General features: G+C 68.7%; 22 protein-coding genes. 11 read left to right on the top strand and 11 right to left on the bottom strand.

Annotated features, from left to right (window positions below):
- Positions 1 to 12: 12 nt before the first annotated feature.
- From G3580_RS01760 to G3580_RS01745, 4 genes are all read right to left on the bottom strand, one after another.
- Complete coding sequence (locus G3580_RS01760) at positions 13 to 846, bottom strand: MipA/OmpV family protein (RefSeq protein ID WP_217424580.1); 834 nt, start codon at positions 844 to 846, stop codon at positions 13 to 15.
- The gene (locus tag G3580_RS01755; protein ID WP_173763629.1) at positions 843 to 1,838 is read right to left on the bottom strand and encodes a chorismate transformation enzyme, FkbO/Hyg5 family; all 996 of its coding nucleotides are present in this window, start codon (positions 1,836 to 1,838) and stop codon (positions 843 to 845) included. The genes G3580_RS01760 and G3580_RS01755 overlap by 4 nt, the downstream gene beginning before the upstream one ends.
- Positions 1,835 to 3,160 carry an NAD(P)/FAD-dependent oxidoreductase gene (locus G3580_RS01750; protein WP_217424579.1) on the bottom strand — a complete coding sequence of 442 codons (1,326 nt, stop codon included), beginning with the start codon at positions 3,158 to 3,160 and terminating at the stop codon, positions 1,835 to 1,837. The genes G3580_RS01755 and G3580_RS01750 overlap by 4 nt, the downstream gene beginning before the upstream one ends.
- A gap of 187 nt (positions 3,161 to 3,347) precedes the next feature.
- The gene (locus tag G3580_RS01745; protein ID WP_228720736.1) at positions 3,348 to 4,103 is read right to left on the bottom strand and encodes a Mut7-C RNAse domain-containing protein; all 756 of its coding nucleotides are present in this window, start codon (positions 4,101 to 4,103) and stop codon (positions 3,348 to 3,350) included.
- Between the two features lie 68 nt (positions 4,104 to 4,171).
- Between G3580_RS01745 and G3580_RS01740 the strand changes: the two genes are divergently transcribed.
- Both G3580_RS01740 and G3580_RS01735 read left to right on the top strand, forming a co-directional pair.
- Positions 4,172 to 5,308, top strand: a complete 1,137-nt coding sequence (locus G3580_RS01740) for a beta propeller repeat protein (protein WP_173763628.1) — start codon at positions 4,172 to 4,174, stop codon at positions 5,306 to 5,308.
- The gene (locus tag G3580_RS01735) at positions 5,305 to 5,562 is read left to right on the top strand and encodes a ubiquitin family protein (RefSeq protein WP_173763627.1); all 258 of its coding nucleotides are present in this window, start codon (positions 5,305 to 5,307) and stop codon (positions 5,560 to 5,562) included. Before G3580_RS01740 ends, G3580_RS01735 begins: the two co-directional genes overlap by 4 nt.
- Positions 5,563 to 5,588: 26 nt before the next feature.
- On the opposite strand, the gene G3580_RS01730 is transcribed toward G3580_RS01735, so the two are convergent.
- Positions 5,589 to 6,290, bottom strand: a complete 702-nt coding sequence (locus tag G3580_RS01730; RefSeq protein ID WP_173763626.1) for a hypothetical protein — start codon at positions 6,288 to 6,290, stop codon at positions 5,589 to 5,591.
- A 137-nt stretch (positions 6,291 to 6,427) separates the two neighbouring features.
- Here G3580_RS01730 and G3580_RS01725 point away from each other — a divergent pair, with 137 nt between their 5' ends.
- From G3580_RS01725 to G3580_RS01715, 3 genes are read left to right on the top strand one after another with little or no spacing between them, the layout of a single operon-like run.
- On the top strand, positions 6,428 to 8,146 hold the full coding sequence (locus G3580_RS01725; RefSeq protein ID WP_173763625.1) for a vWA domain-containing protein: 1,719 nt from the start codon (positions 6,428 to 6,430) through the stop codon (positions 8,144 to 8,146).
- The gene (locus tag G3580_RS01720) at positions 8,143 to 8,727 is read left to right on the top strand and encodes a sigma-70 family RNA polymerase sigma factor (RefSeq protein ID WP_173763624.1); all 585 of its coding nucleotides are present in this window, start codon (positions 8,143 to 8,145) and stop codon (positions 8,725 to 8,727) included. Before G3580_RS01725 ends, G3580_RS01720 begins: the two co-directional genes overlap by 4 nt.
- Complete coding sequence (locus G3580_RS01715) at positions 8,724 to 9,848, top strand: hypothetical protein (protein ID WP_173763623.1); 1,125 nt, start codon at positions 8,724 to 8,726, stop codon at positions 9,846 to 9,848. Before G3580_RS01720 ends, G3580_RS01715 begins: the two co-directional genes overlap by 4 nt.
- On the opposite strand, the gene G3580_RS01710 is transcribed toward G3580_RS01715, so the two are convergent.
- From G3580_RS01710 to pyrE, 4 genes are all read right to left on the bottom strand, one after another.
- Positions 9,751 to 10,512, bottom strand: coding sequence for an SIR2 family NAD-dependent protein deacylase (locus tag G3580_RS01710; RefSeq protein ID WP_173768521.1), 762 nt, complete (start codon positions 10,510 to 10,512; stop codon positions 9,751 to 9,753). The genes G3580_RS01715 and G3580_RS01710 overlap by 98 nt on opposite strands.
- Complete coding sequence (locus G3580_RS01705; protein WP_217424578.1) at positions 10,505 to 12,823, bottom strand: VanZ family protein; 2,319 nt, start codon at positions 12,821 to 12,823, stop codon at positions 10,505 to 10,507. Before G3580_RS01705 ends, G3580_RS01710 begins: the two co-directional genes overlap by 8 nt.
- Positions 12,824 to 12,965: 142 nt before the next feature.
- A complete protein-coding gene (locus tag G3580_RS01700; protein WP_173763621.1) occupies positions 12,966 to 13,604 on the bottom strand; it encodes a hypothetical protein in 639 nt (212 codons plus the stop codon).
- Between the two features lie 4 nt (positions 13,605 to 13,608).
- The gene (gene pyrE / locus G3580_RS01695) at positions 13,609 to 14,253 is read right to left on the bottom strand and encodes an orotate phosphoribosyltransferase (RefSeq protein ID WP_173763620.1); all 645 of its coding nucleotides are present in this window, start codon (positions 14,251 to 14,253) and stop codon (positions 13,609 to 13,611) included.
- Positions 14,254 to 14,287: 34 nt separating this feature from the next.
- Between pyrE and G3580_RS01690 the strand changes: the two genes are divergently transcribed.
- Both G3580_RS01690 and G3580_RS01685 read left to right on the top strand, forming a co-directional pair.
- The gene (locus G3580_RS01690; protein WP_173763619.1) at positions 14,288 to 15,067 is read left to right on the top strand and encodes an exodeoxyribonuclease III; all 780 of its coding nucleotides are present in this window, start codon (positions 14,288 to 14,290) and stop codon (positions 15,065 to 15,067) included.
- Positions 15,068 to 15,234: 167 nt separating this feature from the next.
- The gene (locus tag G3580_RS01685) at positions 15,235 to 16,479 is read left to right on the top strand and encodes a nitronate monooxygenase (protein ID WP_173763618.1); all 1,245 of its coding nucleotides are present in this window, start codon (positions 15,235 to 15,237) and stop codon (positions 16,477 to 16,479) included.
- A gap of 59 nt (positions 16,480 to 16,538) precedes the next feature.
- Here G3580_RS01685 and ribA read toward each other — a convergent pair whose 3' ends face one another.
- Positions 16,539 to 17,201 (bottom strand): GTP cyclohydrolase II, encoded by a 663-nt coding sequence (gene ribA, locus G3580_RS01680; protein WP_173763617.1) that lies wholly within the window; start codon positions 17,199 to 17,201, stop codon positions 16,539 to 16,541.
- Between the two features lie 328 nt (positions 17,202 to 17,529).
- On the opposite strand from ribA, the gene G3580_RS01675 reads away from it, so the two are divergent.
- The 4 genes from G3580_RS01675 to G3580_RS01660 all read left to right on the top strand — a co-directional run bounded on the left by G3580_RS01675 (position 17,530) and on the right by G3580_RS01660 (position 19,646).
- Entirely contained in the window at positions 17,530 to 18,072 is a 543-nt protein-coding gene (locus G3580_RS01675) for an adenine phosphoribosyltransferase (RefSeq protein ID WP_173763616.1), read from the top strand.
- Between the two features lie 5 nt (positions 18,073 to 18,077).
- Positions 18,078 to 18,635 carry a hypoxanthine-guanine phosphoribosyltransferase gene (locus G3580_RS01670; protein ID WP_173763615.1) on the top strand — a complete coding sequence of 186 codons (558 nt, stop codon included), beginning with the start codon at positions 18,078 to 18,080 and terminating at the stop codon, positions 18,633 to 18,635.
- Positions 18,636 to 18,703: 68 nt separating this feature from the next.
- Positions 18,704 to 19,030 (top strand): DUF1840 domain-containing protein, encoded by a 327-nt coding sequence (locus G3580_RS01665; RefSeq protein WP_173763614.1) that lies wholly within the window; start codon positions 18,704 to 18,706, stop codon positions 19,028 to 19,030.
- A 376-nt stretch (positions 19,031 to 19,406) separates the two neighbouring features.
- Positions 19,407 to 19,646 (top strand): helix-turn-helix domain-containing protein, encoded by a 240-nt coding sequence (locus G3580_RS01660; RefSeq protein WP_173763613.1) that lies wholly within the window; start codon positions 19,407 to 19,409, stop codon positions 19,644 to 19,646.
- 112 nt (positions 19,647 to 19,758) lie between these two features.
- Here G3580_RS01660 and G3580_RS01655 read toward each other — a convergent pair whose 3' ends face one another.
- Positions 19,759 to 20,628 (bottom strand): YicC/YloC family endoribonuclease, encoded by an 870-nt coding sequence (locus tag G3580_RS01655; RefSeq protein WP_173763612.1) that lies wholly within the window; start codon positions 20,626 to 20,628, stop codon positions 19,759 to 19,761.
- Positions 20,629 to 20,640: the final 12 nt, after the last annotated feature.

Genomic DNA, 20,640 nt, shown 5'->3' with positions numbered 1-20,640 from the left:
GCCGGCACCGGATCAGTCCTCGGCCTCGACCCGGCGACTCGACTCGCCGAGCATCCAGGCGATGCCGAAGCCAGCCGCCCAGGCCGAGTCTCGACGCACCAGCGGGCTGTCCTCGAACACCGCGCCGCGCAGGGTGTCGTAGCGCACGAAGGCGCCCATCCAGTAGCGCGGGTAGCGCCTGGACAGGGCGGCGAGGAACTGGGTGCCACCATAGCCGCCACCGGCCGCGTAGGCGGGCCGGGTGGCGGTCGCATCGGCTGGCGTCACGTCGTAGAAATAGGCGTTGTTGCGCGCGTCGGCATAGATCGGGCCGGTCAGCAGGCCGAGGTTCCAGCCGGCGTAGCCGAGCGGATCGCGCACGTCGAGGTTGATGCGCGGGCTGAACACGAGGCCGACGTCGCGCGGCGATCCGCTCACGATCGTGGCCCAGCGCAGCGGCAGGCGCAGGTCGAGCTGGGCGCGGCGGTCGTCGCTGCGCCACAGGGCGATGTCGAGCGAGGGGCCGATCTCGACCGTGGGCTTGAGGTCGGCCATGCCGCGGCGGGCGTCGTTGCCGTCGCTGTTCACCGGCACCGAGGCGGCCAGGGACACGTTCAGCTCCACGCGGTCGGTGTCGAAGAACACCCCGCGCACCCCCTTGCGGTCGGCCTTGAGAAAGTCGCCCCGATAGATCACGTAGGGGATCGGCACCGGATGCAGGCGCTGGCGGTCGCTGCCGCGGTAGTCCGGAAAACTCACCGCGCCGACGCCCAGACCCAGCTCCCACAGGGGCTTCTCGGCGGCCACCGCGGCCGTGCCCGTCACCAGCACCATCAGGGCGCCGAGCAGATGTGCGTTCCGCATCATGGCGTCTCCTTGGCGTCCAGCCCGCCCATGGCCTCGATCTCGACCAGCAGTTCCGCCCGGCACACATCGGCCTGCACGCACACCACGCGCGCGCCGGCCCCGACCGCGGCACGCAGCCGCGCCAGAACGGCGGGGGCATCTGCCGCATGGCGGACATAGACGGTGTAGTCGAGCGCGTCCATGGCGTGACGGCGCGCGCCGGGATAGGCGTTGGCGGCCTCGACCACCGCCGCGAGGTTCGCCAGGGTCTCGTCGGCCTGGGCCATGACATCGCCCGAGTGCAACGAGCGATGGCCGACGATGGCGGCCGTGCCCGACACCAGCAGGGCATCGCGCCCGCCGATGCGGGCCAGCCCGGCACGCGAGAAGGTGGGGCTGCGCTCGCCGTATTCGGGCGGATAGTGATAGGCGCTGACCTGACGCGGATTTTCCACCGGCACGAAGGGATTGACGCTGCCCAGGAAGGCGATCGACAGCTCGCCTCCGCCGGTACCGAGCGCGCAGGCGGCCGGCACCTTGCCGGCGAGCGGGCGCCGGCTGGCGCTGAACGCGGCCTGGCGGCCGGCGTTGAAGCGGCGGTAGCGCTCCACGCCACCGTCCTCGCGGTTGATGTGCGGCAGGTAGTTCCAGGCCCGCATCAGGGTCGGATAGCCACAGGCGTCGAGGGTCTGGAACAGCGCGGTGTAGGCGTCGCGCGTCGCCGCCTCGAGCGTATCGCCCATGTTCGCCTCGTCGATGCGCAGGACGCCGAAGATCAGCTCGTCGGTGCGCGCGAAACGGACCGGGCCGTAGTCACCGGTGCGCACCGGCGCATCGGTGAGCCACAGGCTGGCCGCGGCGGCCTCCCCGTCGAGAACCGGCACATCCACCGGCAGCACCGGCCCGGGCCCGCCCCACGCATCGCCGCCACCGTAGGCCACGCCGCCGAGCAGGTTGCGCCCGGGCGGCAGCGCGTCATGCGCGCCGAGCCAGTGGATCACGCGCGCCGTCATCGATCCTCGAGGCCCAGTCCGTCCACCGGCCGGATGTTGATGCGCCGCCGGCGCCAGGCGGCGATCGTGCGCGGCAGCCTGAACAGGCAGATGGTGTAGTAGAGCACCTTGAAGGCGTACAGCGACGGCCAGATCGGGGTCTTGCCGAAGATGTCGCCGGCGAGCAGCGACAGCAGCGCCTCCTGCATGCGCAGCAGGTTGCGCGGCCCCATGAACAGCTCGCGCATGGTGGGCGAGGTGATGCGGTAGATGAACCAGGCGAATTCCTTCGGCCCGTGGCGCATCAGCTTGTCGAAACGGGCCAGCGCCTGGGCGCGTCTGGCCGGCTGGCGCAGGCTGGTGTCGATGGCCTCGGCGCCGATCATGGCGCTTTGCATGGCGAGCATCACCCCGGAGGAGAATACCGGGTCGATGAAGGCGAAGGCGTCGCCGAGCAGCACGTAGTTGTCGCCATGGGTGTGGTCGGTCACGTAGGAGAAGTTGCCGGTGGCCTCCACCTCGGTCACCCGCTCGGCGCCGGCGAGGCGCTCGGCGAGCGCCGGGCACAGGGCGATGGTCTCCATGAAGAACTCGGCCATCGTGCCCCGGCGCTGCTTGAGGTAGTACGGCCACACCGTGGCACCCACGCTGGTGACACCGTCGCGCAGGGGAATGAACCAGAACCAGCCGTGCTCGAACCAGAAGATGGTGATGTTGCCCTCGGCGTCGCCGTCGTGGCGTCTGGCGCCGGCGAAATGGGCATAGATGGCCGAGCTGTTGTGGTCCGGGTTGCGGTGCTTGGCCTTGAGCTTGTTGGCGATGAAGGTGTCCCGGCCGGAGGCGTCGACCACGAAGCGCGCCCGCCACTGCTGCTCGCGGCCATCGTCGTGGGCGGCGCGGATCTCGGCGCCGCCGCCATCGGGCAGGAAATCCACCGCGTGCACCTTGCAGCCTTCGATCACCTCGGCGCCGCGCCGCGCCGCGTTGCGGATGAGCACATGGTCGAAATCGGCGCGCTTGACCTGATAGGCGAAGGGCATGGACTTGTCCCAGGCGTCGGCGAACTGGAACACCTGGCGGTGTTCATGCCAGGGAGAGACGAACTCGGCGCCACGCTTGACCATGCCGATGGCGCGCATCTCGTCGGCGACGCCGAGGCGCTCGAACAGCGGCAGGTTGGCCGGCAGCAGCGATTCGCCGATGTGGAAGCGCGGATGATGGGCCTTCTCCAGCAGCACCACGGCATGGCCCTGCCCGGCCAGCATGGCCGCCGCCGTCGAGCCGGCCGGCCCGCCACCGATGACCAGCACGTCGCAATCGAAGCCGTCCGTTGTCTGCTGCACGCTGCCTTACTCCTTGTTGTCCCGCCTCGCCCGCAGGGGCGCATCACAGGGCCTGTTCCCGTTCGCGGCGCAGTATAGCGCATGGACCCGCTGCCGGCGCGCCCCGAATGGTCGCGCCAATGCCGGCAAATCATCCACCAATCAATGGCTTGCACCGGATGCCGGCGCACCGGCCACGGGCGCCGATTCACCGCCCGAGCAGCTCGCCCACGACCTGCCGCATCCGTTGCCAGTGCGAGCCTTCCCAGAACACGCGGCCGCAGGCGTCGCAGGTGACGAACCGCCGGTGGCGCGCCGCCACCCCGTCGGGCACGCGCCCGAGGGCCGCCGCGCGCGCTAGCGGCCTCAGCGGGGCATTGCATTCCAGGCACAGGGAGAACGGCCGCGCGCTGCCGGCCAGATCGAGACGGGCGACCAGCTCGCGGCATTGCGCCTGCGGGACCAGGGCGTGGAGGTAGCAGCCATGGGTCACCTCGCGGCGCTTGAGCAGTTCGCGGTCGCGGGTGAGCACGATGCGCCGCTCCGCCACCGACAGGCGCACGATCTCGGCATCGGCGAAATGGTTGTCGAAGCGGGTGTCGAAGCCGAGCAGCCGCAACAGGCGCGCCAACCCGCCCAGATGGGCATCGGCGACGAAGCGGGTCTCGCGCAAGGGCTGCGCGCGCACCCGCAGCAGCGGCGTGATGTCGAGCGACTCGAACACCGGATACACCGACACCCGGTCACCCTCGCACAGCGGGCGATCGAAACCCACCGACTCGCCGTTGACCAGGATGAGTTCCACCTCGGTGTGCGGAACGCCCAGCGCCTCGATCATGTGCTTGGTGGTCGCGCCCTCGGCGCAGCGGCGTGCCACGCTGCGAAAACGCAGCGCCGGCGCGAGGAAGTCGTTCAATTCCTCATAGAAGCGGAAGCTCGCACACACCATGTTGCATTCTGACATGCGCGGCGCTGTCGAATTCGGCGCATCGTCGTCGACCAGGGATGAGACCCCCCTGACAGGAGCCGACCATGAGCCCCCAAGACACCGCCCCCACCCTGTTCGTCGCCACCCGCAAGGGCGCCTGGATCTTCCATGGCGATCCTGCGCGCCAACGCTGGGAGGCCGACGGCCCCCACTTCCTCGGCCACATCATCAACCACCTGGTCCTCGACCCACGCGACGGCCGCACCCTGCTCGCCGCCGCCAAGACCGGCCACCTCGGGCCGACGATCTTCCGCTCCGCCGACCTGGGGGCGCACTGGCAGGAAGCGGCCCGCCCGCCCGCCTTCGCCGCGGCCGCCGACGGCAGCGGACGCAGCGTGGACCACACCTTCTGGCTCACGCCCGGCCATGCCGACGAGGCGGACACCTGGTACGCCGGCACCGCTCCGCAAGGCCTGTTCCGCTCCGACGACGGTGGCGACACCTGGACGCCCTTCTCCTGCATCAACGACGATGCCGACTACCGCCGCTGGATGGGCAGCTTCCAGGACGGCACGCCGGACGGCCCCAAGCTGCACTCGATCCTCGTCGATCCGCGCGACCCGAAGCACCTGTACTTCGCCATGTCCGGCGGCGGCGTGCATGAGTCGGTCGACGGCGGCGCGACCTTCACCCCGCGGCTCGAGGGCCTCGAGGTGGTCGAGGGTTTCGACGCGACCGACCCCAGCTTCCACGACCCGCATTGCGTGCGGATGTGCCCGAGCGACCCCGACCGGCTCTACCAGCAGAACCACTGCGGCATCTATCGCCTCGACCGGCCCGCCACGCGCTGGCAACGCATCGGCCGCAACATGCCGGCCGAGGTGGGCGACATCGGCTTTCCGCTGGTGGTCCATCCGCGCGATGCCGATCGCGTGTGGGTGTTCCCCATGGACGGCGGCACCGTGTGGCCGCGCACCAGCCCGGACGGCCGCCCGGCCGCCTTCCACACCCGCGACGGCGGCGAGACCTGGGTACGCCAGGACGCCGGCCTGCCCGCGCGCCAGGCCTGGTGGACGGTCAAGCGCCAGGCCATGTGCAGCGATGCGCACGATCCGCTCGGCCTGTACTTCGGCACCACCAGCGGCGAGCTGTGGGGCAGCCACGACGAGGGCGAATCCTGGCACTGCATCGCCCGGCACCTGCCCGAGATCTACGCGGTGAGCACCGGCGTCCCGACATGAGAGTGCTGATCCCCACCCCGCTGCACGACTACACCCACGCCACCCGCGTCGAGGCCCACGGCGCGACGCTGGGGGCGGTGTTCGACGACCTCGACCGCCAGTTCCCCGGCATCCGCTTTCGCATGGTGGACGAGCAGGGCCACATCCGCCGCCACATGCGCTGCTTCATCGGTGGACAACAGGTCTTCGACCTGGACCACCGGCTCGAGGGCGTCGAGGAGGTGCTGCTGGTGCAGGCGCTCAGCGGGGGGTGAGCCTCACCTCGGGTCGGGTGCCTGCATCAACCGTGCACCCAGCGCCCGAGCAGCCAGCGCATCCATTGCATGGGCGTGTTCTCATGGCTGCCGACGCCACGCACGAAGGCCCCGCCGATCTGGGCGGACTGCTCGGCACTCATCCAGTACACGGTGTTCCACTGGAGCGGGTTCAGGTCGGGGTCGCGATTGTAGAAGACGGCGCCTCCGGGCAACTGCCAACCTTCGAGGCGCTCCCCGTTGGTGGGGAGCAACTGGCGCCCCTGGGGCGGCCCATACTGTGCAATCAAGCGGGTCTCCATGAGCCCGTGCAACCACCAGGGCACGTCGACTTTCATGCTCGCGAGCCGACCGTCGCGAAAAAAGAACGCGACGTAGTAGGCACGATGTTCGTCGAAACGACGAATGTAGGCATGGCAGACGCGGTCGCCAAGCCGCTCGTTCCCCGGGGGCATCGGGTCACAGCGCAACGGTACCTCGCCGGCAAAGCGGACGACATCGGATTCGCTCATGCGCCCGGTCAATGCGCGAAGATCGGCCGACAGCGTCGCCTGGCCGCGTTGCCACGGCCGAATGTTCTGCCAGAGCAGATTCCGATTGAACAAAGCCAGCACGGCCAGCGCCAGAAGCGCCAGCAGAATCAGCAAGCGCAGCGGATTCGCACCGTTTCCCGTCTGCATTCCCATATTGAAACCCTGATTGGATAGAGACGTCTGGATTGTAGCCATTCGTCATCACAATCCGCCAGCCGATGGTTCAAGCAAGCACGGCTTCATCGCGTTTACATTTTGTTTCCAATCGCGGCAACCCCAAGATGCCGCTCCGTTCGTTCCAGCAACAGATCCACTGCACAAGGACGAACGCCATGCAACGCCTTCCTCTGATCGCCGCCGCCCTCCTGCTCGGCGCCTGCTCCACCCAGAACCAGCCATCCAATCCGCCCGTCGCCAGCAAGCCCGTCGCGCCGCGACCGGCGGCGATACCGGAACAGGCGGCCGCCGTCGCCGACCAGGCGGCCGCGCCGGCCCCGAGCGGCAAGGCCGAAGTGCTCGCCGAGCCGATGCGCAACCGCGCGCCCCGGGCCGCCGGCATGATGTCGCTCGAAGCCAAGCGCATGGTGCATCCGGCGCCCATGCCCTACGCCCTGCCCGAAGACCGGGAGCGTTACCAGGCGCTGGACGACAATCCGGCCAAGGTGGTGGCCGAGGCGCCGGTGTCCACCTTCAGCATCGACGTGGATACCGGCAGCTGGGCCAACGTGCGCCGCTTCCTCAACGAAGGTCGCCTGCCGCCCATGGACGCCGTGCGGGTGGAGGAGTTCATCAACTACTTCCCCTACGACTACGTCGGGCCGACCGACGCGCGCCCGTTCGCGGTGCACACCGAACTGGCCCGTTCGCCCTGGAACGCCCATAACGTGCTGATGCGCGTCGCGATCAAGGGCAGGGACGTGGCCAAGGCCACCCTGCCGCCGGCCAACCTGGTGTTCCTGGTGGACGTGTCCGGCTCCATGAACAGCCGCGACAAGCTGCCCCTGCTCAAGTCGGCGCTCAAGCTGCTGGTGCGGCAGCTGCGCGCCGAGGACCGCATCGCCCTGGTGACCTATGCCGGTCGCGCCGGCGTGGTGCTGCCCGCCACGCCGGGCAACGAGAAGGCGACGATCCTCGCCGCCATCGACGCCCTTCAGTCCGGCGGCAGCACCGCCGGCGCCAGCGGCATCGAACTGGCCTATCGCACCGCGCGCGCCGGCTTCGTGAAGGACGGCATCAACCGCATCCTGCTGGCCACCGACGGCGACTTCAACGTCGGGCTCACCGACTTCCGCCAGCTCAAGCAGAGGGTCGAGCGCGAGCGGGCCAGCGGCGTGTCGCTCTCGACCCTGGGCTTCGGCACCGGCAATTTCAACGAACAGCTCATGGAGCAGATGGCGGACGCCGGCGACGGCGCCTATTCCTACATCGACACCCTCATGGAAGGACACAAGGTGCTGGTCAACGAGATGAGCTCCACCCTGGCCACCATCGCCCGCGACGTGAAGATCCAGGTCGAGTTCAACCCGGCCACGGTGCGCGAGTACCGGCTCATCGGCTACGAGAACCGCCGGCTCGCACGCGAGGACTTCAACAACGACAAGGTGGACGCGGGCGACATCGGCGCCGGCCACACCGTCACCGCCCTCTACGAACTCACGCCGGTCGAGGCGCCGGGGCTGATCGAACCGCTGCGCTACGGCACCGATCCGCGCCCGAGCGATGCGCGCCGCGACGAACTTGCCCTGGTGCGGCTGCGCTACAAGCAGCCCGGCGAAGCCACAAGCCGGCTCATGGAACGGCCGGTCGCGCGCAGCGAGGCCCGCGACATCGCCGCCGCCAGCGCCGACTTCCGCTTCGCCACCGCCATCGCCGGCTTCGGCCAGCGCTTGCGCGGCGGCAAATACACCGGACAATGGTCTCTTTCCCAAGCCCGCGCCCTGGCCGCCAGCGCCCTCGGCCCCGACCGCTTCGGCTACCGCGGCGAGGCCCTGCGCCTGATGGATCTGGCCAGCGCCCTCACCCCCGGCAAGGAGCCCGTCGCCCTGCAATGACCGCCCCCCGGCCGCCCGAAGACACGCCGATCACTGCCCTGCCCGACGAGGAGCTGATGCTGCTCGTCGCGCGCGGTTTCGTGCGCGAACCGGCGGCCGAGCTGTTCGCCCGCCACAACCGCGCCCTGTTCAACTTCGTCGCCTGGCTCACCCGCGGCGATCTGAAGGAGGCCGAGGACATCGCCCAGAGCACCTGGATCCGAGTGCTCTCGCGCTGCGGCGACTACACGCCCAGCGCGGCCTTTCGCACCTTCCTGTTCCAGATCGCCCGCCACCTCTTCCTCGATGCCCGCGGCTCGGCCTGGCAGCGCCACACCACGCAGGACGAAACGCTGCCCGAGACCGGTGACGAGGATCTGTCCCCCGAAGCCGCGTTGCGCCTGCAGCAGGACAGCGGCCGCGTCCGCGCCGCCCTCATGACCCTGCCCGGCCCCCAGCGCGAAGCCGTCGCCCTGCGCTTTTTCGCCGACATGAGCCTGGAAGACATCGCCACCACCGTCGGCGTCGGCTTCGAGACCGTGAAGAGCCGCCTGCGCTACGCCTTCCGCCACCTGCGCGATCAGCTGGAGCCCCCCGGATGAGTACCGGTTGCGACCGCTTCCTCGCCGGCCGCGGCGCCCTGGCCGAGCTGATCCGCCGGCAACCGCCGTTCGAGCCGCCCGCCGCGATGTTCGAACGCGTGATGAACGCGCTGGGCGGCGAGACCCCCGCGCTCGATTTCGAACCGCCCGCGTCCCTCGAAGCGGCCGTGCTCGCCGAAGCGGCGCGCCTCGACGCCGCCCAGCGCCCGCGCCGCGAGGCACTGCTCGAGCAAATCGCCCACGGCACGGCGCCGGGCACCGCGCTGGAGGCCGGGCTAGACGAAACCACCCGCCGCTGGCTGAAGCAACAGGCCAGCCATCGCGCCCCGACACCCGCCGCGCCGCCGCGTCGCCCCTGGCGGCGCTGGCTGAACGGGCTGGGCGTGGCCGCCATGGCCGGCATCGCGGCCAGCGTCGCCCTCAAGGTAGGGTTCGACCCGGCCGCGCCCGGGGTGTCGGCGCCGGTCGCGCTGGAGGAGAGGGCGCCGGCGGCGCCAATGGTCGCACCCCGCGTGGCCGAACAATCGACGGCGAATCGCGCCGCCGGACAGGCGCCGACGCGGGCGCCCGAACCCTCGCGCGAACGCGCCCCGACCAAACGCCAGGAACGCAAGGCCATGCCAGTGATGCCGCCAGGGGCGCCCCTCGCGGACACGATGGACGACCGACTCGGCCAAGCCCGGCCCGCACCGCCCGCTCTCATGGCCAAATCCGCCACCGGCGGCGACGTGACGGCGGCACCGTCGGCTGCAGCGGAACCGGCACGCGCCGATGCCGAACGATCCGCCGAGCGCCCCATGGATCTGCCCCTACCGACCCCGGTCGACGCGCTGGTGGCGCGGCTGTCGGCTCATGCACCCGCCCACTGGCGCTGGATCGTCGCGCCGCAGGACGCCGCACACGCCCGGGTGCTTCAGCGAGAGGTGGGCGCCCGTCTGGCTCACACCGGCCGGCCGGACCGGTTCTCCCTCGTCACCGCGCCCGACCGCCCCGACGGCAGCCTGCGCATCGTCGCCGAACCGCTCAGCCCAGTCGGGCCTCGATCGCCCGCATCGCCTCCGCCGCCCCCATCGCCAGCCGATGGGTCACGAAGCCGCTCACCGGGGTCTGGCCCGGATTGATCTCGACGGTGGGGACGCCGTCCTCGGCCGCCCACACCACCGGCCCGGCGATGTAGGGAAAGGCGCTCGAGGTGCCGATGCTGACGACCAGATCGACGCCGTCGGCGAGCAGATGCTCGAGCTTCATGACCGCCTGGGACGGCAGTGCCTCGCCGAACAGCACCACGTCGGGCCGCATGAGCCCGCCGCAGGTGGGGCAGGCCGGCGGGATCTGCAGGCCGACGAAGTCCGCCACCCGCCGGCCACGGCCGCATTCGGTACACAACAGCTGGTGCAGGTTGCCGTGGATTTCCACCAGCCCGGCGGTGCCGACCGCCGCATGAAAGCCGTCCACGTTCTGGGTCAGCACCATCGAGCCCGGACGCTCGGCCACGATCCGCGCGATGGCCCGGTGGGCGTCGTTGGCCTCGGCACCGCGGCAGGTGGCCTCGATCTGCGCCAGGTACTGCCAGGTGACCTCGGGCCGGCGCGCCATCATCTGCCCGGACAGGGCCTGCTCGATGGGAATGCCGTGCCCGGTCAGTTGCTCGTCGTACAGGCCGCCGATACCGCGGTAGGTGGGCAGACCCGAATCGGCGGAGATCCCGGCGCCGGTGATGAACAGGACGCGCCGCGCGCCGCGGATGAGCCCGGCCACGGCGTCGATGGTGTCGGCGTCAGTCAGGGACATGCGCGTCCATGGGCATACCGATGCCGGCAACGGCGCCCCGCGTCGGTGATATCGACGCGCGAGCGCCCGTGCGGGCGCGCAGGGACGGAAACAGCAAGATCGCGAGCCCCAGCACGAGCGCCGCCAGCAGCACCACCGCCCGCAGGACCAGGGCCTCGCCGCCGACGTAATGCGCCCGGTCGGGACTGAGGAGAAACTGCCACGCGGAAAACACCTGGCCGTACTTGACGATCAAGGGCTCCAGGGCAAGCTGGCCCAGCCCGCCCGCCATGGCCAGACCAACCACGAGCAAAGCGCCGCCCCGAGCCGCCCGCAGCCTGCCGGCGAGTATCCCCGCCAGCGCTCCGCCGCCCAGCCAGGTCCCGAACAACGCACCGAGCAGCGCCAACCAGCTGGAAAAGGCGGCGTTGTCGCGCAGCAACTCGGTCAGATTGTCGGTTGCCGCCTCGCGCACGATGCCCCAGTACAGCAGCGGACACAGCCACACAGCGTGAAACACGAGACTGATGAAGACACCGAGCGCCGCACTCCCCCCACGGCCGAGGCTGACCAGCAGGCTGGCCGCAGTCACCGCCGCGAAACCCAGCATGGCATCCAGCGCCAGGAAGCGCAGCGCATGCTCCAGCGGCGCGACCCAACCGAGCACCGGTGAGCCGAGCACGTCGTCGAGGCTTTCGAGCGGCACCACCGCATCGAGGAGGAGGAACCCGATCAGGCCATGCGCGAGCAACGCCAGGGGGAGTACCACCGACGCCCAGCGGTTGCCCGCCAGCCGCTCGACGAGCATCAGAGCACCGACGCCGAGCGACCAGATGTAGGCGCCCAGCGCCAGGGCCACGAACAGGCGCGCAACACCATCGCCGAACAGCTCGCGCACGTTGTACGGCACCCCCGGCACCCCCGGCAACAGCGCGAGGGCCAGCACCACGACCAGCAGACTGCCCCAGGTGGCCAACATCATCGAAGCCCTGGGGGCCGGGGCATCATGACGCGCTCGTGGCGGCACGGCCTGCGCCGCCTCGTCGCCCCCGGTGGGCAAGGCCTGGGCCGCCTTGATGACGCGACGCGCTAACCACAGACCGAGCAACGCGCCACTCGCCTCGATCAGCATGTCGGTCACATCGGCCACCTTCTCCGGCAGGAACAGCTGCCCCCCCTCGACCAGCATCGCCGTCGACACGAACAGGACGGTGCCGGTGCCCCGGCGTCCGCCCCTGAGCGCCCACAGCACCCCCAGGGGAAGAAAGAAGGCGACCTTGCGCAACAGCTCGTTGAGCGCGTGATATTCGGACGTGAAGTAATAGGTCTCGAAGAGGGTGCGCCCCGCCATCGCGCTCACCCGCGCGGCCCCCAGATGAACAAAATCGAAATCGAACGGCCACCAGAAGACCGCCAGCAACGCGAGACCCCAGGCCACGACGCCAGGCCCGGCCCAGGCCGCGAGGCGCCCCCGGCGGGCGGCGCGCTCGAACACGGCCATCACCGGGCCGGCGAGCCAAGCCCCCACGCCCGCCAGGAGTATGTCGGTGACGTCGCTGACCCGCGAATAGACGAACAGTTGCGCGAACTCGATGAGGCCGGCGGCCGCGACCGTCAGAAACACCGTGCGTCGGCTGGAGTACCCGGCCAGACGCAGCAGCCACGCAAACGGTATCCAGATGACGACGTCGGAGACCACCGCGTAGCTCCACTCGACGACACCGCCGCCGAAACCGGAGAACGGCACCAGGACGAGAAGACCGCGGCTCCACTTCTCGAACAGGAGGCCGACATCGAAGGTCAGGTCGAGCGGCATGAGGTTGAAGCCCAGCAGCACCACCAGATAGCCGACGAGAATACGCCGCAGGCGCCCGACGCCCGATTCGGCCTGGAAGAAACCGGCGGCCCAGCCCAGGACATACTGGCCGCTGAGCCGATACGCCACCGCGCCGGTCAACGCGCCGAGGGTTTCCGCCAGCACATCGTTCTGGGAGACGGTCCGGGGGGGGAAAAACAGCTGGACGAATTCGAGCAGCACCGAGCCCAGGCCCGCCAGCACCGTCACGGCCACCACATGCCCCAGGGACGGGCGTGCGCCCTTCGCCACGAGCGCACAGGCCAGATAGGCCAGGGGAATGAACAGAAGCAGGTTGGCGACCCAGTCGGCGCGGGAACCAATACCCAGATCGAGAAACGGGATGTGCCCGAAACGCTGCAATGCGACGTCGATGGGCATGGGCTGGAAGTGCAGCGGAACCAGACTCCCGAACACCACGAAAAGGGTGTAACCCAGCAGCAGCCCGAACAACACGCGGGAGCGGATCACCTGCGCCATCCTTGCCTCCTGAGTCGAACACGTCCGGTGCATCCGCCCGCCACCACCCCGGACACGATGCGGCCCCTTCCATCCCGCCACCTCCCGGCGCCATGGCGACGGCGCTCGTCGCGCTGTCAGCCGGTTGCCGGGCCTACCTGCGCTCCGGCATCGACTCCGTCAGCACCTTGTAGCGCTCCCGGTCGCGCGCGTAGCGTGCCCGCACCGCTTCCATGTTCTTCTGCTTGGCCTCGATCACGGTGGCCTGGGCATTCTGCTCTGACGTGTTGTCGTTGATCGCCTGTTGCAGATCCACCGGCATGGCGCCGGGCGGGTGCAGTTTGGCTTCTTCGGCCAGCCGGTCGGCTTCGGCCTTCAACTCCGCCATGCGTTGCCGGGCCTTGTCCAGATCGCGCTGGATGTCGTCGAGGGCGCGACGCTCGCGGGTGTCGATGTCGCCCAGATCACGGTAGGTGTCGAGCAGGGCGCGATCCTGGAGGCGCTGGCTGCGCCGGCGCGCCTCCTCCAGTTCCTTGAGGCGCTGCACGCGGGCCGCTTCGGCGCGTTCTTCGGCGGTCATGGGCGCGGCGACACGTTCGATCACGGTGCCGTCGGAGGCCACCCGGCGATAGGCACGGCCATAGCAGACACGCGGCAGGGTGTCGCCGCACACACGCTGGCCGCTGGAGTTCTCGCAGCAGAAGATTGTCGGCCCCTTGGGCGCAGCGGCCACCGCAGCCGTGTCGACGAACAGGAGCAGGGCGGCGATCGCAACGTAGCGCAGATGCTTCATCCGGTCAGTCCGAGTTGACGCCGTAGGCGGCGCGGTACGCCTGCACCGCAGGCAGGTTGGCGGCCAGTTCATCGTTACCGCCGAGATAGCCGATGAGATCGTCCAGCGTGGCCACAGCCACCACCGGGATGTCGTACTGGGCCCGCACTTCCTGCACCGCCGACAGCGCGCCGGTGCCGCGCTCCATGCGATCGAGGGCGATCACCACGCCGGCGGGCACGGCGCCATGGGCGCGGATGATCTCGACCGATTCGCGCACCGAGGTGCCGGCCGAGATGACATCGTCGAGGATCAGGACCCGGCCGGCCAGCGGCGCACCGACCGTGGTGCCGCCCTCGCCGTGATCCTTGGCTTCCTTGCGGTTGAAACAGTAGGGCAGGTTCACGCCCATTTCGGCCAGGCGCATGGCCGTGCCGGCCACCAGCGGAATGCCCTTGTAGGCCGGGCCGAAGAGCATGGTGGCGTCGAGTTCGGCCGCCACGATGGCGCGCGCGTAAAAGCTGCACAGGGCCCCGAAGGAGGCCCCGTCATTGAATAGTCCCGCGTTGAAGAAATAGGGCGACTTGCGCCCCGCCTTGGTCATGAACTCACCGAAGCGAAGCACGCCCTTGTCGCAGGCCAATGCAATGAAATCCCGGCTAAACTCCACGTTCTCTTCCGATCAGAAACCCTTTGGACAGGCCATGTTACGCGTCATCACCATCAACCTCAACGGCATCCGCTCCGCCTCGCGCAAGGGCTTTTTCGAATGGATGGCGGGGCAGGACGCCGACATCGTCTGCCTGCAGGAACTCAAGGCCCAGGTGAACGACCTGTCAGAGGATATGCGTTCGCCGCCGGGGTACAAGGGATTTTTTCACCCAGCCGAAAAGAAGGGCTACAGCGGCGTCGGGCTGTATGCGCGCAAGGCGCCCGAGCGGGTGATCGAGGGCCTCGGCAACGCCGAGTTCGACGCCGAGGGGCGCTACCTGGAAGCCGACTTCGGCAACCTGTCGGTGATCTCGCTGTACCTGCCCTCGGGCTCCAGTTCGGAGGAGCGGCAGGCGGCCAAGTACCGCTTCATGGACATCTTCCTGCCCCATATGCGCGAGCTCATCGCCTCGGGACGCGAGGTCATCGTCTGCGGCGACTGGAACATCGCCCACAAGGAGGCCGATCTCAGGAACTGGAAATCCAACCAGAAGAATTCCGGCTTCCTCCCCGAGGAGCGCGCCTGGCTCACCCGCCTGTTCGACGAGGTCGGCTGGAAGGACGTCTACCGCCAGCTGCATCCGGAGGCCACTGATGCATGCTACACGTGGTGGTCGAACCGGGGCCAGGCCTGGGCCAAGAACGTGGGCTGGCGCCTCGATTACCAGATCGCGACGCCAGGCATCGCCGCACGCGCACGCCGCGCATCGGTCTATAAGGAAGCGCGCTTTTCCGATCATGCGCCCTTGACGGTGGACTACGACGACGCCTGAGCGGCCTGCGTTCGTGCAGCCAATCGGCCGCCGCGGGCCGAGGCAGGGTAGAATCGCATCCTGGCGCGCGGCGTCCGGCCTTATCGGCCAAAATTGACCTAGACCAAACCCGCGCACCGTCGCGTGGGCGAAAATGCGCGCCCACGCCGGAGGGGGGCTCTGACAGAATGAAACGTGTTGACGACTTTCGCCTGAGACTGGGGCAGAAAGAACTGGTGCCGATCATGATCGGCGGCATGGGGGTGGATATCTCCACCGCAGAACTGTCCCTCGTGGCGGCGCGCCTCGGTGGTATCGGGCACATCTCCGATGCCATGGTGCCGACGGTGTCCGACCGCCGTTTCAAGACGAAGTACGTCAAGGACAAGCTTCAGCAGTACAAGTTCAACGTGGCCAACTCCGACAAGTCGGTGGTGCAGTTCAACATGGGCCTGCTCGCCGAGGCCACCGCCCGGCACGTGGGCGCGACCATGGAGGCCAAGCAGGGCGACGGGCTGATCTTCATCAACTGCATGGAGAAGCTCACCATGAACGCGCCCAAGGAGACGCTGCGCGTGCGTCTGACGGCCGCGCTCGATGCCGGCATCGACGGCATCACCCTGGCCGCCGGCCTGCACCTGGGCTCCTTCGCGCTGATCGAGGATCATCCGCGCTTCCGCGACGCCAAGCTCGGCATCATCGTCTCCTCGCTGCGCGCCCTGCAGCTGTTCCTCAAGAAGAGCGCGCGCACCGGCCGCCTGCCCGACTACGTGGTGGTCGAGGGGCCGCTGGCGGGCGGGCATCTGGGCTTCGGCATGGACTGGGCGCAGTACTCGCTGCCGGTCATCGTCGCCGAGATCCGCGACTGGCTCGCCGAACAGCAGCTGGACATTCCGCTGATTCCGGCCGGCGGCGTATTCACCGGCACCGATGCGGTCAATTACCTGGAGATGGGCGCCGCGGCCGTGCAGGTGGCGACGCGCTTCACCGTCAGCCGCGAATGCGGCCTGCCCGAAGACGTCCAGCAGGAGTACTTCAAGGCCTCCGAGGACGACATCGAGGTCAACCAGATCTCCCCCACCGGATACCCGATGCGCATGCTCAAGAGCAGCCCCGCCATCGGCAGCGGCATCCGCCCCAACTGCGAGGCCTACGGCTACCTGCTCGACTCCAAGGGCTACTGCCAGTACATCGAGGCCTACAACCGGGAAGTGGCCGCGCATCCGGACGCGCGCAAGATCAAGGTGTTCGACAAGACCTGCCTGTGCACCCACATGCGCAACTTCGACTGCTGGACCTGCGGCCACTACACCTACCGGCTCAAGGACACGACCCGTCGCAACGAGGATGGCACCTACCAGTTGCTCGATGCCGAGCACGTGTTCCGCGACTACCAGTTCAGCGCCGACGGACAGATCGCGCTGCCGGAATGAACGAAGGGCCGCGGATGCGGCCCTTTCCTTTCCTGCGTCGGCAACCGACGGCGCGCCCCTTACTGTACCTGGCAGCTCACCGCGACTTCGTCCGCCCCCTGGGCATCCGGTGGCGCCGGCCGGTAGGCCTTGGCCGGCTTCATGAGGTGCCCCAGCTTGGCGGCCTTGGTGTCGAGGTAGGCCGTGTTGTGCGGATTGCGCCCCACCTGCAGCGGCACCCGCTCGACGATATGCAGACCCAGGTCGGCCAGGCTGTCGAGCTTGCGCGGGTTGTTCGTCATCAGGCGCACGGCGCGCACCCCCAGATGGTCGAGCATCGGCTTGCAGATGGAGAAATCACGCATGTCGGCCGGGAAACCCAGCAGCTCGTTGGCCTCCACCGTATCGGCCCCCTGGTCCTGCAGTTTGTAGGCGCGGATCTTGTTGAGCAGGCCGATGCCGCGGCCCTCCTGACGCAGGTAGAGGATCACGCCGCGACCTTCGTCGACGATGCGACGCATCGCTGCCTCGAGCTGGTAGCCGCAGTCGCAGCGCTCGCTGAAAAGACCGTCGCCGGTCAGGCATTCCGAATGGATGCGCGCCAGCACCGGTGCTTCGCCGGTCACGTCGCCATGGGTCAGCGCCAGATGCTCGATGCCGGTCGCTTCGTCCTCGAAGCCGTGCAGCGTGAATTCGCCGAAGCGGTTCGGCAGACGACAGGCGTCGACGAAACGGAGTGTCATGTCAGGTTCTCCTCGTGCGCGGGGCGCTTCTTTTGCGGCCGCCATCCCGGCGGTCTCTCGTGTCGGCCCGCCATTATGGCAGTCTCTGCGCCAAACCCGAAAACCTTCTCCACCGCGCCATTGCGGCCCGCCGACCTTCCAATGGACCGCGAAAGGCGCACGAACGTTCCCAGCCGCTTCCGGCCTCGCCGCCACCGATGCCGATCGGTGCCGGCAAAACGGGCCCGGGCCGGTGCACGAACCGGGCTAGAATCGGACCTCGGCGATTCGGTACCGGCCGGCATCCGAACAAAGCGCCGGCACCGCATCATTCACCCTGGAGATCTGAATGCCCTCCCTCCCGGCACTGCTGCGCGAACACATCCGCACCATCCCGGACTGGCCGAAACCGGGCGTGCAGTTTCGCGACCTGACCCCGCTGTACCTGGACGCAGGCGCTTTCCGGCGCGTTGTGGACGCGCTGGTCCAGCGCCATGCTGGCAGCGACATCGACCGGGTCGCCGGCATCGATGCGCGCGGCTTCATTCTCGGCGCGGTCCTCGCCCATGCGCTGGGCGCCGGCTTCATTCCAATCCGCAAGCAGGGCAAGCTGCCGGCGCCGACGATCGGCGAGGCCTACGCGCTCGAGTACGGCCAGGGCGTGCTTGAAGTCCATACCGACGCCATCACCCCCGGCCAGCGCCTGCTGCTGGTGGACGACCTGATCGCGACCGGCGGCACCCTGAGCGCCGCCCGACGGCTCATCGAACGCCTCGGGGGCCAGCTCGTCGAAGCCGTCGCCATCGCCGACCTGCCCGACCTGGGCGGCTCCGCGCAGCTGCGGGACAGCGGCCTGCCCATCCACACCCTGATTCAATTCGAAGGACACTGACACCCATGAAAGAGGATCTGGACGCCATCCTCCGCACCCTCAGCGACGCCGACTGCCTGGCCGACCAGGCCATGGTGGAGGCCGCCATCGAGCGCATGGCCGGCGAGATCAGCGAGCGCCTCGCCGACACCAACCCGCTCATCTACGTGGTCATGAACGGCGGCCTCATCCTCGCCGGCAAGCTCCTGCCCCGGCTGCACTTTCCGCTGGAGGTCGCCTACCTGCACGCCACCCGCTACGGCGACGCCCTGTGCGGTCACACGCTCGAATGGCGGGTGCCGCCCACGGAGCCGCCCCGGGACCGCACCGTCCTGGTGATCGACGACATCCTCGACGAAGGCCACACCCTCGCTGCCATCCTCTCGCGCCTTGAGGAACTGGGGGCACGGCAGGTCCGCTCCGCGGTGCTCGTCCACAAGACGCACGAGCGCAAGGCGATCCCGGGCATGCGCGCCGATTTCACCGGCCTCGACGTGGCCGACCGCTTCCTGTTCGGCTACGGCATGGACTACAAGGGCTACTGGCGCAACGCCCCCGGCATCTATGCCCTGAAGGGGCATTGAACCCGGCGCGTCGGCATCACTCGAACTCTGAGACCCGTCCGCGCCCCATCGCATCCACGGAGAACCACATGCTCATCACCTTCAAATCCGCCGCCGCCGCCGACGTGATCATGTTCGGCGACGCCGCCAAGCGTCTGCTGCACCTGCTGGGCAAGGACCCTGGAGCCGCCACCGGCATCTTCACCGTCGAGCAGCTGCCTGCGGCCATCGACACCCTGCGCACGGCCATCGACGCCGACAAGGCCCAGCAGCACGAATACGAGGCTGACGACGCCGACCCCGCGGACGACCAGGGCATGGCCGCCCCTGTCCGCCTCGCCCAGCGGGCCTGGCCGCTGCTCGAGATGCTCGAGTACGCCCGCGACGAAGGCAAGCCCGTCACCTGGGGCACCTGAGCCGCCAGCGGCCGCGCCTGCCCCTGGGCTGCGGCCCCATCCGGCGACCGGGCGGCGCCCCGCTCCCGCCGTGCGCCCGTTCGAGGCGAGCGTCCCGGAAGCATGGACCACACCACCATCGGCGGTGTCGCGCCGAGACCCCACCCTTACGACATTTTCATTATGTCGATCACCTAAGCGCAAATCCCTTGCAGGACATGGGAATTACGCCATAGGACATAGTTCGACACCAAAAAAATTCACCTAAGTCCCGGTGTTTATTCAATTGTTACCATTCATTTCCACGCCCCCTTCCCGACATGAAAGGAATTGATTGCCACACTCTAAAAGGCTAAAGTGCCGGTACATTATTAAAACTACTACTTTTGGATTAGCCATGCCGCAGCGACACAAAGCTCAATCGCCGACGTCCGAACAAGTCCTCGAGTGGCGCAGAAAGAGGAAGCTGAGTCAGTCTGAATTCTGGGCCCCCATCGGCGTCACCCAGTCTGCCGGCAGCCGTTACGAAAGCGGCCGCCCGCTGCCGATCCCCATCGCCCTGCTGCTGGAAATGGTGTACGGCCCCCCGAAACGGGCCGAGAAACTGCTGGGCAAATTGCGCACCGTTCACGGCTGAGCACGGGCACGCCGAACCGTCCGCCCGCTCGGACCCGCACGGCCGCCATCCCTGCGCCGAAAGCAAGAACCGCCCCTCGGGGCGGTTCTTTCATGTCATCGCCGGGGACGCGTCACTCGATGTTCTGAACCTGCTCGCGCATCTGCTCGATGAGCACCTTCAGCTCCATGGCCACGGCGGTCACGTCGGTGCCGGCGCTCTTCGAGGCCAGCGTGTTGGCCTCCCGGTTGAGTTCCTGCATGAGGAAATCGAGGCGCTTGCCGGCGATGCCGCCCTTAGCGAGGATGCGTTCGACCTCGTCCAGATGGGTGCGCAGCCGATCGAGCTCCTCGTCCACGTCGACCCGCTGGGCGAACAGGGCCACCTCGTGGCGAACCCGGTCCTCGTCGAGGGATTCGACCGCCTCGCGCAGGCGCTCGCGCAGCTTGGCCTGGTAGGCCTGGACCAGTTCCGGCATGCGCGGCGCCACGGTCTGCACCAGCGCACGCATGGCGGTGACACGCTCACCGATCACCCCGGCGAGCTTGTCGCCCTCGCGCCGGCGGCTGGCGATGAACTCGCCCAGCGCCGCCTCGGCCATCTCGGTGATCACCGGCATCAGCTCGTCGAAACCGAGGCTGTCGTCGGACAGCACGCCGGGCCAGCGCAGCAGCTCGGCCACGCTCAGCGGGGCTGCCGTGGGAAAGCGCTCGAGCAATGCCGTCTGCGCGGCGTCGAGCTGCCCGAGCAGGCCGGCATTGAGACTCAGGTCGCCCGCCTCGGCGGTGTCGTTCTTCTGCAGCGCCAGCCGGCATTCCACCTTGCCGCGGCTCAGGCGCGCCGAGAGCAGCTCGCGCAACGCGGGCTCGGCCTGGCGCACATCGTCGCCGAGACGGAACACGAGGTCGAGGAAGCGTGAATTGACGCTGCGCAGCTCCATATGGAGGCTGACCCGACCCAATTCACGGTGTGCGACCGCAAAACCGGTCATACTCAGTATCATTCAGGCTCTCCC

It is taken from the genome of Nitrogeniibacter mangrovi (genome assembly GCF_010983895.1).
Taxonomy (GTDB): Bacteria; Pseudomonadota; Gammaproteobacteria; order Burkholderiales; family Rhodocyclaceae; genus Nitrogeniibacter; species Nitrogeniibacter mangrovi.
This window is presented reverse-complemented; position numbering and strand designations above follow the sequence as displayed.

What these genes read in the sequence shown, in the direction of transcription:
- G3580_RS01700 (WP_173763621.1), bottom strand. Translation starts at nt 13,604, where the DNA reads ATGAAGCATCTGCGCTACGTTGCGATCGCCGCCCTGCTCCTGTTCGTC.
- G3580_RS01730 (WP_173763626.1), bottom strand. Translation starts at nt 6,290, where the DNA reads ATGGCTACAATCCAGACGTCTCTATCCAATCAGGGTTTCAATATGGGA.
- G3580_RS01660 (WP_173763613.1), top strand. Translation starts at nt 19,407, where the DNA reads ATGCCGCAGCGACACAAAGCTCAATCGCCGACGTCCGAACAAGTCCTC.
- G3580_RS01655 (WP_173763612.1), bottom strand. Translation starts at nt 20,628, where the DNA reads ATGATACTGAGTATGACCGGTTTTGCGGTCGCACACCGTGAATTGGGT.
- G3580_RS01720 (WP_173763624.1), top strand. Translation starts at nt 8,143, where the DNA reads ATGACCGCCCCCCGGCCGCCCGAAGACACGCCGATCACTGCCCTGCCC.
- G3580_RS01675 (WP_173763616.1), top strand. Translation starts at nt 17,530, where the DNA reads ATGCCCTCCCTCCCGGCACTGCTGCGCGAACACATCCGCACCATCCCG.
- ribA (WP_173763617.1), bottom strand. Translation starts at nt 17,201, where the DNA reads ATGACACTCCGTTTCGTCGACGCCTGTCGTCTGCCGAACCGCTTCGGC.
- G3580_RS01740 (WP_173763628.1), top strand. Translation starts at nt 4,172, where the DNA reads ATGAGCCCCCAAGACACCGCCCCCACCCTGTTCGTCGCCACCCGCAAG.
- G3580_RS01685 (WP_173763618.1), top strand. Translation starts at nt 15,235, where the DNA reads ATGAAACGTGTTGACGACTTTCGCCTGAGACTGGGGCAGAAAGAACTG.
- G3580_RS01755 (WP_173763629.1), bottom strand. Translation starts at nt 1,838, where the DNA reads ATGACGGCGCGCGTGATCCACTGGCTCGGCGCGCATGACGCGCTGCCG.
- G3580_RS01665 (WP_173763614.1), top strand. Translation starts at nt 18,704, where the DNA reads ATGCTCATCACCTTCAAATCCGCCGCCGCCGCCGACGTGATCATGTTC.
- G3580_RS01715 (WP_173763623.1), top strand. Translation starts at nt 8,724, where the DNA reads ATGAGTACCGGTTGCGACCGCTTCCTCGCCGGCCGCGGCGCCCTGGCC.
- G3580_RS01735 (WP_173763627.1), top strand. Translation starts at nt 5,305, where the DNA reads ATGAGAGTGCTGATCCCCACCCCGCTGCACGACTACACCCACGCCACC.
- G3580_RS01690 (WP_173763619.1), top strand. Translation starts at nt 14,288, where the DNA reads ATGTTACGCGTCATCACCATCAACCTCAACGGCATCCGCTCCGCCTCG.
- G3580_RS01670 (WP_173763615.1), top strand. Translation starts at nt 18,078, where the DNA reads ATGAAAGAGGATCTGGACGCCATCCTCCGCACCCTCAGCGACGCCGAC.
- G3580_RS01745 (WP_228720736.1), bottom strand. Translation starts at nt 4,103, where the DNA reads ATGTCAGAATGCAACATGGTGTGTGCGAGCTTCCGCTTCTATGAGGAA.
- G3580_RS01725 (WP_173763625.1), top strand. Translation starts at nt 6,428, where the DNA reads ATGCAACGCCTTCCTCTGATCGCCGCCGCCCTCCTGCTCGGCGCCTGC.
- G3580_RS01760 (WP_217424580.1), bottom strand. Translation starts at nt 846, where the DNA reads ATGATGCGGAACGCACATCTGCTCGGCGCCCTGATGGTGCTGGTGACG.